Below are 17,183 nucleotides of genomic sequence, written 5' to 3'. Positions count from 1 at the left end.
AAGAACTTCTAAAGAAAATAAATTTTATATTATTAATAGAAATTTTGCAACATTAAAACGCTTACTAGTTACGCTTCATTACAAACAATGCAAATGCATTTAATAGCCAAGTAATAATAAACAATACTAAACTAAGCGCATAAGCAGCAAGAGTTTGTACACTATTGAAATCCTGATCTCCGGTAAGTAATGTAGCGATCTGCACGGTAATGGTAGTAACTGAATTAAGAGGGTTAAAAGTCAAATTTGCGTTGATTCCCACAGCCATTAGCACAATCATTGTTTCACCTATCACTCTTGAAATTGACAATAAAATTGCACTTAAAATTGTAGGCATTGCATAAGGTATTGTTATATGCCATATAGTTTCCGCTGGAGTTGCACCAAGTGCCATGAAGCCATAACGCAAGCTTTTTGGAACAGATCTTATGGCATCTTCGAGTAAAGAAATAATAAAAGGAAGAATCATTATCCCAATCGATAAACCGGCAACTAAGGCACTTTCTGAGTGTATACTTAAACCAAAAAAATTTGCTACCTGCTTTATAAAGAAAGACAAAAACACAACCGCGAAATATCCATATACAACCGTAGGAATAGCAGACAAAACTTGCAAAGTTGTATTAACAATATAACGCACTTTCTCACTCGCATATTCACTAATATATATTGCAGAAAATAAACCAAGCGGAACGACAACTAACATTGCTATAATAGTTATAAGTAATGTACCAACTAAAAGCGGCGCTATACCAAAACATCCTATCTTCTCTTCATTGATAGTGACTACATTGTGGCCCCATTTCAAGCAAAACAAGAATTCTGAAATAGCTACTTTATTAAAAAAACTAATGGATTGAATAAAAATAGACAGCATTATAAATAAAGTGATAAAAAATGATATGGCCAAAGCCACAAATAACGAAAGTTTTATTATCTTATTTCTTTTATTTTTAAAGATAAAAGCAAGCATGAAAAAAAGTAACGCTATAGAAATAAAAGTTACAAAACAATTATTATAGAATACTAACAACCAAGTTAGCATCCATACACAACTAAGATATAGATAAGATTTAACCTTATTTACTTCTTGAAACCTACTAAAACAAAATAAAAGGATTAGTAAGACAGGTATGACTATCACCGAATTCATTCTTCCATGCATCAAATTTTATTCTACGAAAATGTCATACAAGTTCACCATTATTTGACAATAAAGTAAAACAATTTAAAATAAATAATTATATTAATATAAAAACAATGAAGAGAACATTTCAACCAAAAAATTTGATAAGAAAGCGCAGACACGGATTTCGTTCACGTATGGCAACAAGAGCTGGAAGAAAAATCCTTAATAGGCGCCGTTCATTAGGGTGTAACAAATTATGCGCATAGTAAGTATAAAAAAAAAGATTTTTCTTCTGCTTTCAAAAATAAGTTAGCACTCAACAGTCTTTTTTATCGTGGGCTTTATATATCACTGTACGCTATAAAAGAAAGAGAACCTGAAAAGTACATTCATACTATTAGAGTAGGTCTGGCTATCAGTAAAAAAACCGGAAAAGCAGCAAAAAGAAATAAAATAAAAAGGCAACTACGAATGCTTGCTAAAATTAGCATTTTAAATATAAGTAATATAGGGCACTACTACATAATACTAACTCATAGAAACATTATGCAAGCAAGTTATAAAAATTTACAAAAAGATCTAACTATTTGCTTAAAGAAGATAAAATAAAAAAAATCTCAATTAAGGTATTTACAACTATATTTTTTATGATAATATAGGTAAAATTTTTAAAAATAGTTAATGGGTGTGGTGAATGGTAGAGCATATAAAAGAGGTAAATAACACAGGCTTTGGTCAGATGTATCAATTCTTATTTCTTCCTAAAGGAACAGGAACAGATTGGAGGTCAGCATTTCGCCAACAAGAAGAATTATTTAAAAAAGTAGGAGGTAATGTAATATTACCAGAAATTAGTAATTCTCCTTCAAAAGGGAATCAATTAGGGGAAGTAGGAACAATGCTAAATAATGTAGAAAATGACCAAGAACATATAAGAAAAAAAAGATATCGTAGTTAAAGTAAAAACTTAAAGAATAGTAACAAAACAAGAAAGTTAAAATATAAGTATACCTACTGTCTAATTAACAAAGAAATTTTTATAAACTTGGCGGCGACCTACTCTCCCTTTTCAAGTACCATCAGCGCTAAAAAGTTTCACTTCCGAGTTCGAGATGAGATCGGGTGGTTCATTTTTGCTATAGCCACCAAGTCAACAAAAATTTCTAACTTAACAATTTTAACTTAATATTTAACACTGCATACACACATATAGAAAGCAAATAAATCAATCAGGCTATTAGTACTAGTTAGCTTCACATGTTACCATGCTTCCACATCTAGCCTATCAACGTGGTAGTCTTCCACGGCCTTAATTGGGAAATCTTTTTGAAGAGGGTTTCTTGCTTATATGCTTTCAGCAATTATCCCATCTATACATAGCCACCCAGCGATGCTATTGGCATAACAGCTGGTACACCAGAGGTATATCCATCTCGGTCCTCTCGTACTAGAGTCAGACCTTCTCAAATTTCCTTCACCCACGGCAGATAGAAACCGAACTGTCTCACGACGTTCTAAACCCAACTCACGTATCACTTTAATCGGCGAACAGCCGAACCCTTGGGACCTTCTTCAGCCCCAGGATGTGATGAGTCGACATCGAGGTGCCAAACGGTGTCGTCGCTATGAACGCTCGAACACCATCAGCCTGTTATCCCCGGCGTACCTTTTATCCGTTGAGCGATGACCCTTCCATACAGAATCACCGGATCACTATGACCGACTTTCGTCTCTGCTTGGCTTGTCAGCCTCGCAGTCAGGCAAGCTTATGCCATTATACTATCAAGCTGATTTCCGACCAGCTCTAGCTTACCTTCGCACGCCTCCGTTACTTTTTAGGAGGCGACCGCCCCAGTCAAACTACCCACCATACAATGTCCTAGTTCCAGATAATGAAACATAGTTAGATATCAAAAGTGTAAAGGGTGGTATCTCAAGGTTGACTCCATTATAGCTAGCGCCATAACTTCAAAGTCTCCCACCTATCCTGCACATCACACTTTTAATAGCAATGTAAAGCTATAGTAAAGGTGCACGGGGTCTCTTCGTCTAACCGCGGGTACCCCGCATCTGCACGGGGAATTCAATTTCGCTGAAGTGATGTTGGAGACAGTGGAGAAATCGTTACGCCATTCGTGCGGGTCGGAACTTACCCGACAAGGAATTTCGCTACCTTAGGACCGTCAGTGTTACGGCCGCCGTTTACTGGGGCTTCAATTCGGAGCTTGCACCCTTCCTATTAACCTTCCAGCACCGGGCAGGCGTCAGACCCTATACTTCCACTTACGTGTTTGCAGAGTCCTGTGTTTTTAGTAAACAGTCGCTACTCCCTATTTTGTGCCACCTACTCATAGTTGCCTAAAAGCAGGTTACCCTTCTTCCGAAGTTACAGGTATAATTTGCCGAGTTCCTTCAACATCATTCTTTCAACACCTTAGTATAGTCTACTCATCCACCAGTGTCGGTTTGCGGTACGGCCTCATAAATATAAGTGCTATTTCCTGGAGCTTCTTTTAAGCATAGATCAATCCAATAAGATCTATACAAATACGAAACCCGTCACACTTAAGAGGTTTAGGAATATTAACCTAATTGCCATCGACTACTCCTTTACGGACTCGCCTTAGGAACCGACTAACCCTACGCAGATTAACTTAACGTAGGAACCCTTAGATTTTTGGTGAGAGTGTTTTTCACACTCTTTTACGCTACTTATGTCAGCATTCTCACTTCCGATATCTCCAGCAGTTTTCACAAACCACCTTCACAGACTTACGGAACGCTCCGCTACCGCGCCTATTGATCGAAATCAATAAGCACTCACATCTTCGGTATACAGCTTTAGCCCCGGTACATTTTCGGCGCAGAAAAACTTATTTAGACAAGTGAGCTGTTACGCTTTCTTTAAAGGATGGCTGCTTCCAAGCCAACCTCCTAGCTGTAATGGTTTTTCTACTTCCTTCCCCACTTAGCTGTAATTTTGGGACCTTAGATAGTGATCTGGGTTGTTTCCCTCTTCACCACGGACTTAGCACCCGTAGTGTGCCTGCTGTATAATTAATTGTTGGTATTCGGAGTTTAGTTAGATTTGGTAAGACGGTGAATCCCCCTAGTCTATCCAGTGCTCTACCCCCAACAACATACATACAACGCTCTACCTAAATAGATTTCGCGGAGAACCAGCTATTTCCAAGTTTGATTGGCCTTTCACCCCTAATCACAACTCATCCAATAATGTTGCAACATTAACTGGTTCGATCCTCCAGTGTGTTTTACCACACCTTCAATCTGGTCATGACTAGATCACTTGGTTTCGGGTCTAATCCATAAAACTAAAACGCCCTATTCAGACTTGCTTTCGCTACGCCTACACCTAACGGCTTAAGCTTGCTTCATAGATTAACTCGCTGACCCATTATGCAAAAGGTACGCTGTCACTCTAAATATCAATAAATTGATATAGAGCTCCAACTGTTTGTAAGCACTTGATTTCAGATTCTATTTCACTCCCCTCCCGGGGTTCTTTTCACCTTTCCCTCACGGTACTTGTTCACTATCGGTCGTTAAGGAGTATTTAGGCTTGGAGGATGGTCCCCCCATATTCAAACAGGATTTCACGTGCCCCGCTCTACTCAAGGATTTAAAAACTTTCTACTTATACAGGACTATCACCTTCTATGGTTACTATTTCCAGAGTATTCTAATTCTTATTCTTAAATCACTAGCCTTTTCCGCTTTCGCTCGTCACTACTAACAGAATCTCGGTTGATTTCTTTTCCTTTGGCTACTTAGATATTTCAGTTCACCAAGTTTGCTTTACATACTTAGTACGTAATAACTAGCTAAACTAGTTGGGTTTCCCCATTCGGAAATCTGCGGATCAAAATTTGTTGACAATTCCCCACAGCTTATCGCAGCCTGCCACGTCCTTCATCGCCTCTTAACGCCAAGGCATCCATCAAGTGCTCTTAATAATTTATTTATCCGACTATATGCAGAATATGCAGAGTTAAATATTATTAAAATTGAATTGAGATTAAATTAATCTCTACCATAAAACTTGTCAAACATCTAAAAACTAAATTAATCTTTTATATGTTATAACCTAATAAATAATATGTCAACGCCTTTTTGCACAAAACATTTACTTATATTATCAACAACAATATACTAGCAATCCTAAACAGTATAATCTGAGAAATATGTGGTAAACTTATATATACAGTAAAAATTAATAAAAAAGATATTTTGTAAGATAAAATGTGTTAAAATCAATTGCCTAAAAATGATAATAAACATTCGGAGTATTTCTAACGTATGAAAAGTAATCTCTCTTTTATAAAAAACGTTGCTTTAAATTGTATGTCTAAGCTCATTGGCGTATTAAATATTAAGAAAGTAAAACACTTCATTGTGAATAAATATAATACTCTTCATAAAGAAATGACAGTGCTTCTTAAAAAATCTAAGAACCTGTTAAACACCAACATTAAAATCGGTTTATATCACTTTTATAAAGGTAGCATATCAGATGCAAAGTTACGATTTTGGTTAATTAGCATATTTTACCCCCGTTTACCTATAGTCTGGTATAACATCGGAAGGTGTCATTTTGCGGTAGGGAATACTAACAAAGCTTATAATTATTTAACAAGGGCACTAAAATTAGATAATGACCACGAGGAGGCGTCTTACTATATAAAAAAAATGACAAACTCAGCGCCTATTACAGAATTGCCAAAAAACCTCATAAGACAATATTTTGATTACACAGGTGAATATTTTGTTGAGCATTGGTTGATTGCCAAACAATATAGAGGGCATGAACTTGTACACATGATAATTACAAAAATCTTCAACAACTCCACTTCTGAGCTCAATATACTCGACCTTGGTTGTGGAACTGGAATATGTGGTCATTTCTTGAAAATAAATAGTATTGGAAACCATATAACAGGAATTGACATTTCAAGTAGAATGCTAAATATCGCAAGAGGATGCTTTATAAAAGGTAAGCCTGTTTACAATGAATTAATACATATGGAAATGAAAGAGTTTCTTAAACAAGAGAAAAACCAGCAGTATGATGTAATTATCTTTGCTGAAGTGCTACATTATCTACATGACTTTCAAGAAGAGTTGGAATTAGCAAAAAGATCTACGAGCAAAAAAGGAGTTATTGTATGTTTAATAAGAAGAAAGGAAGGTGAAGGTATTGACTTTGTAAATAAAGGAGACTATTTTCGTCACTCAGAAAGTTATGTTCAACATGTTGCAAAAGAAATAAATATGCAAATAAGTTATATGAGTTACTGTAAAATATATGGCAGTCAGGTTGACGGTATCTTGTTTGCATTACAGCATCAACAAGAAAATCCGAAAAACCTAACTTAAAAATCGCTCAAAATGACTTTTAAGTATCTATATATAATAAAAGAATAAAAGGAACTTTATGAATAACATTACCATTAATTACGCAAAGGACAGCAAATTAACCGACTTTGGAAAAGCAGTTCTATCAGACAGGTATTTAATAGAAAATGAAAGTTATCAAGACCTCTTTGCACGTATTGCTAATTACTATTCTGATAATAAAGAACATGCGCAGCGTCTTTATGACTACATGAGCAACTTGTGGTTCATGCCTTCAACACCAATACTCAGCAATGGTGGCACTAAGAGAGGGTTACCTATCTCTTGCTTTCTTAATGAAACCGAAGACAGCTTGCAGGGAATAGTTGATCTATGGAACGAAAATGTTTGGCTTGCTGCACGTGGAGGAGGCATAGGTAGTTATTGGGGAAATTTACGCTCAATAGGCGAAAGCGTAAAGGGTAGCGGCAAAACATCAGGAATTGTTCCATTTATTGTAGTGCAAAATGCTCTAACGCTTGCAATTAGTCAGGGATCCCTAAGGCGAGGAAGTTCAGCAGTCTACCTTCCTGTATCTCATCCGGAGATAGAAGAGTTTCTAGATTTACGCAAGCCAACAGGCGGTGACCCAAATCGCAAAGCGTTAAATATACATCATGCTGTAATAGTAACAGATAAATTTATGCAGGCTGTTGAGAATGATCAAGAATGGAATTTAATAAGCCCTCACAACAATAAGGTTATTTCAACTGTAAAAGCGCGGGATATATGGATCAAAATATTAACAGCAAGAGTTGAAACTGGAGAACCTTACATTATTTTCCTTGATGCAACAAATAACAATAAGCCAGAATCTTACAAAAAGCTCAACTTAGACATCAAGATGTCAAATCTATGCAGTGAAATAACTTTAACCACAGGTTATGATCACCTGAATAAGTCACGCACTGCTGTGTGTTGTCTATCATCCGTAAACCTTGAGTACTACGAAGAATGGAAAGACAATAAACTCTTCATAGAAGATATAATGCGCTTTCTTGATAATGTATTGGAAGATTTCATAAATAAAGCACCGAATGAAATGCAGCGAGCAAAATATTCTGCAGCCAGAGAACGCAGTATTGGTCTTGGTGTGATGGGCTTTCACTCATTTTTACAAAGCAAAATGGTTCCTTTTGAATCAGTAACAGCACAACAATGGAATAAAAAAATATTTAAGTATTTACGCGAGCAAGCAGATATAGTTTCTAAAAAATTAGCAGAAGAAAAGGGAGCATGTTCTGATGCCAAAGAAGTTGATCTAATGGAAAGGTTTACACACAAACTCGCTATTGCTCCTACTGCCTCGATCTCCATTATTGCAGGTAATACCTCCCCTGGAATAGAACCATACGCAGCAAACGTATTCATACAAAAGACACTTACAGGCTCATTTGTAGTGCGAAATAAATTCTTGCAAAAACTATTAGCAGAAAAAAATCAAGACAATGATAAAATATGGTCTTCAATTTCAACAAACGAGGGTTCCGTTCAGCATTTAGATTTTCTTAGTGAGCATGAAAAATTGACATTTAAAACAGCGTACGAGCTTGACCAAAGATGGATTATAGAACATGCAAGTGATAGAACTTCGTATATTTGTCAATCTCAATCAGTAAATCTGTTCTTACCTGCCAACGTACATAAACGTTACTTGCACAAAATACACATGCTTGCTTGGAAAAAAGGATTGAAGAGCTTATATTACTGCAGATCACAATCAATGCAGAGAGCCGATAAGGTCTCGCATGACATATTCAAAAAAAGTGAAATATTGCAACAAAAAACAGATATTGACTACGATGAATGTCTGTCATGCCAATAGCGGCCTTACTCAGAAAAAGTAGAGAGAAAGTTAAGCAAATGGGTAAATAGACTTCTTGCATAACCATATAACGCACTTTTATTGGGAATAGAAACGAAAAAACTTTCTTGACAAACTCCGCCAGCCCTCTTATCATAAAATTGAAGCTATTTATTTATCTTCTCTGTACAGATTAAATGACAAAAAAACTCACGTATCTGGCGTCTCATGTTTAATTTTTTGCACTATGTGCACCTTATGTCTTTATCAAACTTCTACCTACATAAGCTGAAACGCGCTTATAAAGCGTTTAAAACATAAAAAAACGCCAACTTAAAAAATGGATAGTGAATAACTAGCTACCCTAGGGTTTCTTTTGCCTTTTTTTCTGTTTAGTAAATTTCTTAAACATTTATAGCTAAGGTTAGTTGCATTTAAAAGCAGCTGAGTCGCGGTTATTAAGCGTTTAGAATAAAAAAACGCCATACTTGAAAGTATAATGTAAGTAATTAGCCAACTACGGGGCTTCTTTTGCCTTTTTTTTCATTTGGTAAATTTCTTAAACATTTATGGCTAAACGACAATCGTCATCCCGCTACTTGTTAGCGGGATCTATTGCCGAGATACCGCGAATGAATCGCGGTATGACGGTTCGCGGTGGCATGACGATAAAGTTTACACCTCGTCATCCCGCTGCTTGTTAGCGGGATCTCTTGTTAGCGGCTGAGATACCGCGAATGAATCGCGGTATGACGGTTCGCGGTGGTATGACGGTTCGTGGCAGCATGAAGATAATCCCGCTACTTGTTAGCGGCTGAGATACTGCGGCGGTATGACGTAGATTGCTGTCATTCCGCTACTAGTTAGCGCCGCAGCGGTATGGTGTAGGAAAATTAGCTATATAGCTAACTTGTACCACGCGTTAAAGCTTTTAAACAGGTCTTGGTTTACTTACTCCATTATTTTCTTTATTATCAGATATCATTTTAAATAATATGGAGGAGCAAATTGTCAGCAATTGCCATTATTGATTTTGGTTCACAGTTTACACAGCTTATCGCAAGACAAGTAAGAGGAATGGGTGTTTATTGTGAGATATTTCCAAGCAACATCAGTTTTGAAACAATATCAAAATTCAATGGGTTTATTCTCTCTGGAGGACCACAATCTGTAAATGATGATTGTTCTGAAACAAGTAGAGTAGTACATGAAATTATAAAACTTAATGAGGCAACAAACGTTCCTATACTTGGAATATGCTATGGACAGCAACTCATTTGTCATTATTTTGGAGCAAAAGTAAAAGAGAGTTTCAAACAGGAGTTTGGTAGAACTAAAATCAAGATACTAAAAGAATCCCCCATTGTAAAGGATACCTGGGATGTTAATTCTGAAGTGGATGTATTAATGAACCATGCGGACAGTGTTGATACTATACCACAGGGATTTACTGTTATCGCATCAGGTGTGATAAATCAAACAATTGCAATGATTGTCAACGAACAGCGGAAGATTTACTGTACTCAGTTCCATCCTGAGGTTAAGCCCACAACAAATGGCAGTAAATTGCTCTCTAACTTCTTGGATATTGCAAATTGCAAAAGAGACTGGACAATGAAGTCGTTTATTGAGGAGCAAAAGGAAAAAATCAAAAATGTAGTAGGAGAGAAAAAAGTAATCGCTGCAGTAAGTGGTGGGGTTGATTCAAGCGTTGCAGCGGCTCTCACACATAAAGCTATAGGAAAACAATTGAACTGTATTTTTATCGATACTGGGTTGTTACGCAAGAACCAAACCATCGCTATGTTGAAAGAGATTCCGATAAATTACGTTGATAAATCAAATTTATTTTTGAGTAGGTTGAAGGGAATAACTGATCCAGAAGAAAAGCGAAAAATTATCGGTAACACTTTTATTGAAGTGTTTGAAGAAGAAGCAAAAAAAATAGGTGATGTGGATTTTTTGATGCAAGGTACCATCTACTCTGATGTAGTTGAGTCAGGGCATGCCTCAGACAACACTAGTACAATTAAGTCTCACCATAATGTTGGTGGGTTGCCAGAAAAGATGAATCTGAAGTTAGTGGAGCCTTTACGTTACCTCTTTAAAGATGAGGTAAGGCTACTTGGAAAAGAAATTGGGCTTTCAGACGAGATAATATTTCAACATCCATTTCCTGGACCCGGACTTGCAGTGAGGATTATAAGTGAAGTCGATAAAGAAAAGGTGCAAATATTGCAAGAAGTAGATGAAATATATATTAATACGATGAAAAATTACGATCTATATGATAAGATATGGCAAGCTTTTGCTGTATTATTACCAATAAAAACTGTAGGCGTTATGGGAGATGGTCGTACGTATGGATATGTTTGTGCTTTAAGGGCTGTAACATCATCTGATGGTATGACAGCCGATGCATTTCCATTTGAAGATAAGGATCAACACTTGCTAGTATTTTGGGATTTTTTACGCAATGTCGGCAGTATAATTGTTAATAATGTTCCCGGAGTAAATAGAGTTGTTTATGATATCACTTCTAAACCACCCGCAACTATTGAGTGGGAGTAAATCAAAAAGATCCCGCTGCTTGTTAGCTGGATCTAGAGATACCGCGAATGAATCGCGGTATGACGGTTAATTTTCTTTATTTTGCTTATAATTTCCACAAGCAGTGCAAACATAAATGAAGAATACAAATATCCTTTTGGTAATTCTATATGAAATCCATGAAGTATGAGGTACACACCGACAAGTAAAACAAATAAAATGGCGATTATTTTTAACCCTGGGTTAGATTTGATTAACTGGGCGGTATAACTTGATAAAAACAGCATTGCTAGCATGGAAAATGTAAATGCTGTAGCAATTATTACCATGTTATAAGTTAGTGCTATAGCAGTTAATATCGAATCAACCGAAAAAACTAAATCTATTAATATAATTTGTAGCACAACTAAAAAAAATTTTGATTTAACGTTTGCTTTCTTTTTATTTTTCTTACATACAAAGATGTCATCCCGTAACTCCATAGAGCTCTTAACAATAAGGAATAATCCCCCTGCGATCATAAGTAAATCCCTTGCTGATGCAGTGTGAAATATAGGTTTTTGCATTGATAATATAGATGATGTAAAAAATAGTATTACAAAACGCATTAATAGTGCTAATCCAAGGCCCATAAGGCGCACTCTTTCTCTCAGCGCATTTGGTACCTTATCTATTGCTAGAGAAATAAAGATTAAATTGTCTACACTAAGTATAGTTTCAAGTAGTGTAAGTGTCAGTAAAGTCCAAGCATCAGTTAGCATTTTTGTTTCAAATTCGGTTCTTCTTACTCTACAATAGATGTGTAAAAATTAAGTGACTTCACTCAGAAGTTTTATAGCAGTTCTCCAGAAAAACAGGATATATAAAGTTCAGCAGCTTCTTCTATTTTCGTTTTTGAGCAAAATCAATAATAAGAGAGTTTCTTATTTTCATGCACGCAAATAAGATAAAGCCTTATTTTCATTTTTGACTTTATTTGAAAATAATATATACTATAAAAATAGTGTGCTCGGTTGAATGAATGTATATTAAAGGATCACCATCAGGCAAAGTATTCGCTGGTTATCAGGCATTTATACCAAGCCCCTTGCCACCAAAATTTGAATGGGACAATGATTTAGTTAATAGTCTTTAAACCCTTACTTTACTATAAGGAAAGTGGTTGAAAACTTAGGTGTCGTATTTACAACAGCCCAAAGAGCAATCGTAAAGCTTGAAGATTTAGGCATCGTTTCACAAACTTCTCAAGGAAAGAGAGATCGGGTTTATTGTGCAACTGATATTTTGAATATTCTAGAAGAACCAACTAAGATTACAGAGAACTTCGATAGCACATTGTAGCTATTGTGATGAATAAATTCAGCAAACAGCAAGCTTAAAGAGTCTGATCCAATGGACATGCTGAACAAAAAGTAAGGAGCTCCTTTTGGAGGATTATATTAACTTATTAATTAATTGCTTGACTTTTAGCAGGATTTATTATATTATTTATTAATGAGTAATGCAATCAAACCAAGGAGGATAGCATGATAAATAATTTGGATTCAATAATTCTTGGAATAAAAGATGGTGAAAAGGCGATTGAAGATTTAAGGGTTGTTCTTAAAAAAAGAAAAGAAGAAGTTATTACTACACAGACATTTAATTACGCTTTACGATGCCCAAAAACTACAAAGGAAGCGATAGTACACGAAATTCTGCTTCATTTTATACAAAATCCTGGCGAGCAATCACTAGAACAAGTGATACAATGCTTAGATAGAGCAATACAATCTGGGATATATGCAAAAAACAACCCAATAAGAAATCTAGATGAAGAATTTCGTACTCATATAAACTTTAAAGATGAAGAGGGAAATACATTACTACATCATGCAGTTATAGGTAATAAAACTGAAGAAATAACCACCCTTCTTGTTACATATAGTGCAAATCCTTTGATACAAAACGCGGATAATAAAATTCCTTCAGATTTAGCTCAAGGAAAAACAAAAGAAGTGCTTATTAAAAGTATGAAAAAACAAGCTCATACGAAAAAAGAAAGCGCTATGATAGGCAGTTTAGTGCCTGGCATAATGATTGGTGGTTTTCTTGGTGTTGTACTTGGAGCTGGTGTGTATGTTGCAGTAAGTCTTTCTGGTGGTATGATACTAGGTGTAATGATAGCATCTTCTCTTGTTGCTAGTATAGCTGTTGGGCTGGCCATGTATTTTTTGAGTCAAGACTATGAACAGGCTAAAGCGATAGAAAAAACTATTAGCACTGTTAGCTCTGTTAGCTCTGAAATATCTGTTGGTGCTGCAAATGGTAAAAATGATAAAGAAGGGCAACAACTTACATAGAAAAAGCTATAGTATTTTTCAAACTAAATAATAAACCTTGTAATTAGGATATTCTGGATTCCAGCGTCACGCGCTGGAATGACAACTGCGTTTTTTGTTTTTTTGTCATCAAATACTCCTACTCTTTATGTCATCCAAGTGTCCTGACTACTTGGATCCAAGAAATTTAATTGTTTTAAATTTTCCCCTCTATACACCTATTTAAAATTTATGTTATTCACATGTGCAATATAATCTATAATAACGTTTATCAATACAATATATTAAAAAATATTATGAGCTTCGTAAAAGAAAAAAACACCCCTGTGATGGAGCAGTATTTGAACCTAAAAGCTCAATACAAAGATCATCTGCTATTTTATAGGCTAGGAGATTTTTATGAATTGTTTTTCGATGATGCTATTAAAGCTGCGAAATTGCTGAATATAGTGCTCACTAAGAGAGGTAATTCGTGTGGGCAAGAAATACCAATGTGTGGAGTGCCAGCACACAGTAGTGAATCTTACCTACACAAGCTAATAGATTTAGGATTCAAAGTAGCAATCTGTGACCAATTAGAAACTGCTGATGAAGCAAAAAAGAGGGGCTATAAATCCATAGTAAAACGTGATGTAGTGCGAGTTGTAACTCCAGGTACAATTATAGAAGATTCACTACTGGAGGATAAAAGCAATAATTATCTCGCGTCCATAGTTGAACAAAATGACGAATATGCTATTAGTTGGCTTGAATTATCGACGGGAAAATTTTTTCACACTTTAACGAGTTTGAAAGCTCTAGATAGTGATTTGTTGCGTATATCACCAAGAGAATTATTAATTTCTGAAAAACTCACTGAGGACGAAAAAATTAGATCGATTTTAAAAAACTATAAAATATCAATTACACAACACGCCCAGAGTTTTTTTGAGTATAGTAAATCTCACAGAACGTTATGCGAGTTTTATAAAATCAGGGAACTTGGGAGTATAGGAAATTTCAGCAAAGTAGAGATCATGGCGTGCGGTGCACTGCTTGAATATGTCAGAGTAACACAAAGGGGCTCCATTCCAAGGCTTGAATTCCCAAAAACCTATAAGCAACAAAATTTCATGCTTATTGATGCTTCAGCAAGGAGAAATCTTGAGTTATTTTCAACTCAATTTGGTGAAAAGAAAGGTTCACTAATTTCAGTTATTGATCACACAGTTACAGCCTCTGGTGGACGCCTGCTCAAGCAAATGCTCGCTTCACCACTTGCTTGCTCCAAGGCAATCAATTTGAGGCTCAGCACCGCTCAATTTTTTGTAAATAATCATGAGCCACGCAGAAAAATACGAGAGATATTATCTAACATTCCGGATATTGAGAGGTCTTTATCGCGCTTAATACTAGGGCGTGGTTCACCAAAGGATATGAACCTATTGAAAATAGGCCTAGGAAAGACTTTAGAATTGTCTGAGTTCTTATGTAAATTTGAATCAGGTGAAAATGGATCTCTCCCACAACAATATGTCATCCAAATTGAGATCCAGCCAGCGTCACGCGCTGGAATGACAGTAAAATCAGACGAGAGTGAACTAAGCACAATACATAAAAGCCTTGGCAATCATAAAGACCTATTTGAACTGTTAAATAGTGCTATACTCGATAATAACCTCAGTTCCGTGAAAGAAGGAGGATTTATTCACTCAAAATACAACTCAGAATTATCTGAGTTATCCTACATATTAAATAATAGTAATAAACTAATAACCAAACTCCGTGAATCTTATCGCGACCTAACTGGCATTGCCGCACTCAAAATATTACACAACAACATACTTGGTTATTACGTTGAAGTGTCGGCAAATCACAAAATAACTTCGGATATATTTATTCATAGACAAAGCTTAGCAAATAGCATGCGCTACACTACTAATGAGTTGAAAGAATTAGAAAATAAAATTCTTACGGCACGTGATGCTGCAATCGGCTTAGAAATGAAAATTTTTAGTGAACTGTGTAGTGAAGTCGCTAAAGAATCTGAAAAAATTGCTCTTGCTGCAAATGCTTTGGCAAAACTTGATATTAGAACCGCATTTGCAGAGCTTGCAGTGCAAAATAATTACGTAAAACCCATTATTGATGACAGCAAAGAGTTCAATATCTGTAGCGGAAGACATCCAGTGGTTGAAGTTAACGATAAATTCATTGCAAATAGCATCAATTTAGCTGGTATACATCTAATTACTGGTCCTAATATGGCTGGAAAAAGCACTTTCTTGAGGCAAAACGCTCTCATTGCAATTTTAGCTCACATGGGGTCATTTGTGCCAGCAGAGAGTGCACATATTGGAGTGATTGACAAGATATTCAGCAGGGTTGGCGCAACGGATAATATAACAGCTGGTTATTCTACCTTCATGGTAGAGATGATCGAAACAGCAACGATAGTAAATCAGGCAACGGACCGTTCCTTGGTGATACTTGATGAAATTGGTAGGGGCACAGGGGTGTATGATGGATTATCTATTGCACAGGCGGTGATTGAACATATTCACAATGTAAATAAGTGCCGCGCCATTTTTGCAACTCATTATCATGAATTAACTAAAGTAAGCAAATACTTGAAGAACGTGAAATGTTTTTGTGTAAAAATAAGAGAGTGGAACGGAGAGGTTATCTTTCTACATGAAGTAATTGAAGGCATTGCAGATGAGTCATATGGAATACATGTAGCAAAACTTGCTGGTTTTCCTGATTCTGTTTTAAATAGAGCAAGTGAAGTGTTTGAGGAGCTGAAGGCTTGAATCATTATTATAAGTGAAGAATTACCTATACAATCGTGGTAGTAGCTATAGAAACGAAAAACTTACTTGACACCCTTCGCCAGCGCCCTTATCATGATAGTGAAGCTATTGTATTTGCTTTCGCCAATCTGCAGATTAAAAGGTAAGGATTACTTAATGTATCGGCGTCTTATGTTCAATTTTTTGCAGTATATAGATACTGTATGTCTTTACAAAACTTCATCTACATCTAGATTTTTATCTAAATAAGCTGAACGCGCTTATAAAGCGTTACAAGACATCAAAAAATGCCAATACTCGACAGAGATAGTAAAAGACTAGCTAACTCGGGGATTCTTTGTCTTTTTTTCTGCTTAGTAAATTTCTTAAACATTTGCAGCGTAAGTTAGTTGCAATTAAAAGCAGCTGAATTTCGCTTGTCAAGCGTTTAAAACATAAAAAACGCCAATATTTTAAAGCGGATAATAACCCCAGGGCTTCTTTTGCCTTTTTTTTCATTTGGTAAATTTCTTAATGTTTGTGGCTAACATGAACAAACATTTGAGAGTAACTTCCGCTAGTAGGGTGTCATCCCAGTGTCTGGGCACTGGGATGACAAAAAAAGGAGGCTACTCGGATGACAGCTAGCCTGACAACCTTCATCCCGCTGCTTGTTAGCGGGATCTCTTGTTAGCGCCGCGGCGGTATGACGTAGAATTTTACACTCACCAATTCAGTGTCCAATCTGGATTCCAGACTGGAATGACACCCTTTTGGATGGAAACCAGTGTCCTGACACTGGTTTCCATCCAAAAGGGTGTCATCCCAGTGTCTGGGCACTGGGATGACAAAAAAAGGAGGCTACTCGGATGACAGCTAGCCTGACAACCTTCATCCCGCTGCTTGTTAGCGGGATCTCTTGTTAGCGCCGCGGCGGTATGACGTAGAATTTTACACTCACCAATTCAGTGTCCAATCTGGATTCCAGACTGGAATGACACCCTTTTGGATGGAAACCAGTGTCAGGACACTGGGATGACAAGAAAGAGGCTACTTGGATGATACCTATAGCCCTGTCATTCCAGCGCGTGACGCTGGAATCTAGTTCTTATTATATATCCAGAGATTTACTATATTAGTAATATCAAACTAGATCAATTCTTGCTACTTCAATTTTTCTTTCAGTTAATTCCTGC

General features: G+C 36.3%; 12 protein-coding genes, 2 rRNA genes and 1 pseudogene. 10 read left to right on the top strand and 5 right to left on the bottom strand.

The genetic code is table 11. The features are described from left to right. Window positions 1-64: 64 nt before the first annotated feature. Entirely contained in the window at window positions 65-1,153 is a 1,089-nt protein-coding gene (gene pstC / locus INQ25_RS04215) for a phosphate ABC transporter permease subunit PstC (RefSeq protein WP_038199744.1), read from the bottom strand. A gap of 107 nt (window positions 1,154-1,260) precedes the next feature. On the opposite strand from pstC, the gene rpmH reads away from it, so the two are divergent. From rpmH to INQ25_RS04200, 3 genes and pseudogenes are all read left to right on the top strand, one after another. Further along, on the top strand, window positions 1,261-1,395 hold the full coding sequence (gene rpmH, locus INQ25_RS04210) for a 50S ribosomal protein L34 (protein ID WP_006279898.1): 135 nt from the start codon (window positions 1,261-1,263) through the stop codon (window positions 1,393-1,395). Window positions 1,396-1,414: 19 nt separating this feature from the next. After that, window positions 1,415-1,738, top strand: a pseudogene (gene rnpA / locus INQ25_RS06475) (ribonuclease P protein component); the annotation flags it as partial. Between the two features lie 85 nt (window positions 1,739-1,823). Further along, the gene (locus INQ25_RS04200; RefSeq protein WP_077188558.1) at window positions 1,824-2,087 is read left to right on the top strand and encodes a hypothetical protein; all 264 of its coding nucleotides are present in this window, start codon (window positions 1,824-1,826) and stop codon (window positions 2,085-2,087) included. An 85-nt stretch (window positions 2,088-2,172) separates the two neighbouring features. Here INQ25_RS04200 and rrf read toward each other — a convergent pair. Beyond that, window positions 2,173-2,279: ribosomal RNA gene (gene rrf, locus INQ25_RS04195) — 5S ribosomal RNA — on the bottom strand. Between the two features lie 66 nt (window positions 2,280-2,345). After that, window positions 2,346-5,111 (bottom strand): 23S ribosomal RNA (locus tag INQ25_RS04190). A gap of 335 nt (window positions 5,112-5,446) precedes the next feature. Here INQ25_RS04190 and INQ25_RS04185 point away from each other — a divergent pair. The 4 genes from INQ25_RS04185 to guaA all read left to right on the top strand — a co-directional run bounded on the left by INQ25_RS04185 (window position 5,447) and on the right by guaA (window position 10,916). Further along, window positions 5,447-6,523 (top strand): methyltransferase domain-containing protein, encoded by a 1,077-nt coding sequence (locus INQ25_RS04185; RefSeq protein WP_213863125.1) that lies wholly within the window; start codon window positions 5,447-5,449, stop codon window positions 6,521-6,523. Between the two features lie 58 nt (window positions 6,524-6,581). Continuing rightward, on the top strand, window positions 6,582-8,366 hold the full coding sequence (locus tag INQ25_RS04180) for a ribonucleoside-diphosphate reductase subunit alpha (RefSeq protein ID WP_006280151.1): 1,785 nt from the start codon (window positions 6,582-6,584) through the stop codon (window positions 8,364-8,366). 548 nt (window positions 8,367-8,914) lie between these two features. Beyond that, window positions 8,915-9,049, top strand: coding sequence for a hypothetical protein (locus INQ25_RS06645; protein WP_281410246.1), 135 nt, complete (start codon window positions 8,915-8,917; stop codon window positions 9,047-9,049). A 304-nt stretch (window positions 9,050-9,353) separates the two neighbouring features. Further along, window positions 9,354-10,916 carry a glutamine-hydrolyzing GMP synthase gene (gene guaA, locus INQ25_RS04175; RefSeq protein WP_151807741.1) on the top strand — a complete coding sequence of 521 codons (1,563 nt, stop codon included), beginning with the start codon at window positions 9,354-9,356 and terminating at the stop codon, window positions 10,914-10,916. Between the two features lie 32 nt (window positions 10,917-10,948). On the opposite strand, the gene INQ25_RS04170 is transcribed toward guaA, so the two are convergent. Then, window positions 10,949-11,656, bottom strand: coding sequence for a TerC family protein (locus INQ25_RS04170; protein WP_010082284.1), 708 nt, complete (start codon window positions 11,654-11,656; stop codon window positions 10,949-10,951). Between the two features lie 397 nt (window positions 11,657-12,053). Between INQ25_RS04170 and INQ25_RS04165 the strand changes: the two genes are divergently transcribed. From INQ25_RS04165 to mutS, 3 genes are all read left to right on the top strand, one after another. Continuing rightward, window positions 12,054-12,236 (top strand): hypothetical protein, encoded by a 183-nt coding sequence (locus INQ25_RS04165; RefSeq protein WP_006279522.1) that lies wholly within the window; start codon window positions 12,054-12,056, stop codon window positions 12,234-12,236. 185 nt (window positions 12,237-12,421) lie between these two features. Continuing rightward, window positions 12,422-13,237 carry an ankyrin repeat domain-containing protein gene (locus tag INQ25_RS04160; RefSeq protein ID WP_213863124.1) on the top strand — a complete coding sequence of 272 codons (816 nt, stop codon included), beginning with the start codon at window positions 12,422-12,424 and terminating at the stop codon, window positions 13,235-13,237. 275 nt (window positions 13,238-13,512) lie between these two features. Further along, on the top strand, window positions 13,513-16,008 hold the full coding sequence (mutS, locus tag INQ25_RS04155; protein WP_213863123.1) for a DNA mismatch repair protein MutS: 2,496 nt from the start codon (window positions 13,513-13,515) through the stop codon (window positions 16,006-16,008). 704 nt (window positions 16,009-16,712) lie between these two features. Here the strand turns inward: mutS and INQ25_RS06640 are convergent. Then, window positions 16,713-16,838, bottom strand: a complete 126-nt coding sequence (locus INQ25_RS06640; RefSeq protein ID WP_281410245.1) for a hypothetical protein — start codon at window positions 16,836-16,838, stop codon at window positions 16,713-16,715. Window positions 16,839-17,183: the final 345 nt, after the last annotated feature.

It is taken from the genome of Wolbachia endosymbiont of Rhagoletis cerasi (genome assembly GCF_018454475.1).
Classification (GTDB): domain Bacteria; phylum Pseudomonadota; class Alphaproteobacteria; order Rickettsiales; family Anaplasmataceae; genus Wolbachia; species Wolbachia pipientis.
Note: the sequence above shows the minus strand (reverse complement) of the source record. Positions and strands in the feature narration are given on the sequence as shown.